This is a genomic window from Metaprevotella massiliensis (assembly GCF_900241015.1).
On record NZ_LT965941.1, the window covers coordinates 1 to 1,194 of the forward strand.

1 pseudogene is annotated in these 1,194 nt (G+C 38.4%); it reads right to left on the reverse strand.

What is annotated here, in order from left to right:
• Positions 1 to 414: 414 nt before the first annotated feature.
• Positions 415 to 1,067: pseudogene (locus C1709_RS00845) on the reverse strand (cysteine peptidase family C39 domain-containing protein); the annotation flags it as partial.
• Positions 1,068 to 1,194: the final 127 nt, after the last annotated feature.

Consider the following 1,194-nt stretch of genomic DNA (forward strand, 5'->3'; position numbering starts at 1 on the left):
ACATGACGGAGGAGGAACTCACGAAAATGCTACCTTCAAACTTCAAATAACAAACAACCCTTATATGCTACCAGACATATAAGGGTTGTTTGTTATTATGAAAGACGGCTAATATTGGATGCTTACGCTTCAAATTTGAATGCTTTATTCATTTTCTTTTGATTTAGAGTGTGAATAATATTGAAATACTACGCTCTGTCGTACAGGACATATTTCAGATGTCTGTGCAAAGGTACACATTTGTTGTCAATTAAATATCAAAAAAATCAGCTTTTTGATGCATGTATGCTTTTTCCAACATTTCATCCATGTCCGAAGCCTTGTAGAGAATCTTGGGCTTATTCTCTGAATAATCCTCTGTAGTACGCTTTCATTGCTTACAAGTATGGATGCCGTGCCTGTCATTCCGCTGTTGATGAAGAAGTCGCTAACCAGTGAGATGTTGATACGCAGTAAGATGTGCGACAGCAGCCAACGTCGGATAAAGTCTATGGCTGTTCGGCTCACAGTCAGCATAAGTTGTCCAAGTAGTATCAGCCATATAAAGCCGATGTTCTGGTTTTTGATGCCCACGTCCACAATGGATTGTGTGAGGAAAGGCAGGATAAGCTGTAACAAACTGCCCACGAGCAGCCCCAAAGCAATTTGACCAAAATATCGACGATATTTTTTATGTAGCCAAATAGGAATTTGAAAGAACGTTGCTCGTTTTTATCCCCTTCACAGAAAGTGTTCTTGTAGAATTCAGATGTAGGTTCAATAAACATTGCAATCCCCTTTTTTTCTCCATCCGACTTAGTACTTATCCAATGCTTCTTGAATTCCTCCAAGCAGTACTTTACAAGTCCTTTTCCAGGATCTGCAACATAGAACGTATTGCAATTCTTAACTTTGTATAGTACAACGAAGTGATTTTGATTCCAATGAAGAATACAAGGTAGTGGTGCTTGGCATAAAGATTCTATGTCTAACCTGCCACTATAAGCCTGTAACTTCAAGTTTGAAGCAACAGTATTAATTCCTAATAAAGAAACCCCTTCAGTGGTTGCAGAACAAAATTTTGAAAGTGGGGGTGTGTCAAAATTGGCACACCCTCTTTTAACATATCACAAAGCCCGAACTTTCACAAGCACGGGCTTTGCCATTCCATATTTTTTTTGTACCTTTATGGAAAGAATTTATAGTATGTCAAAG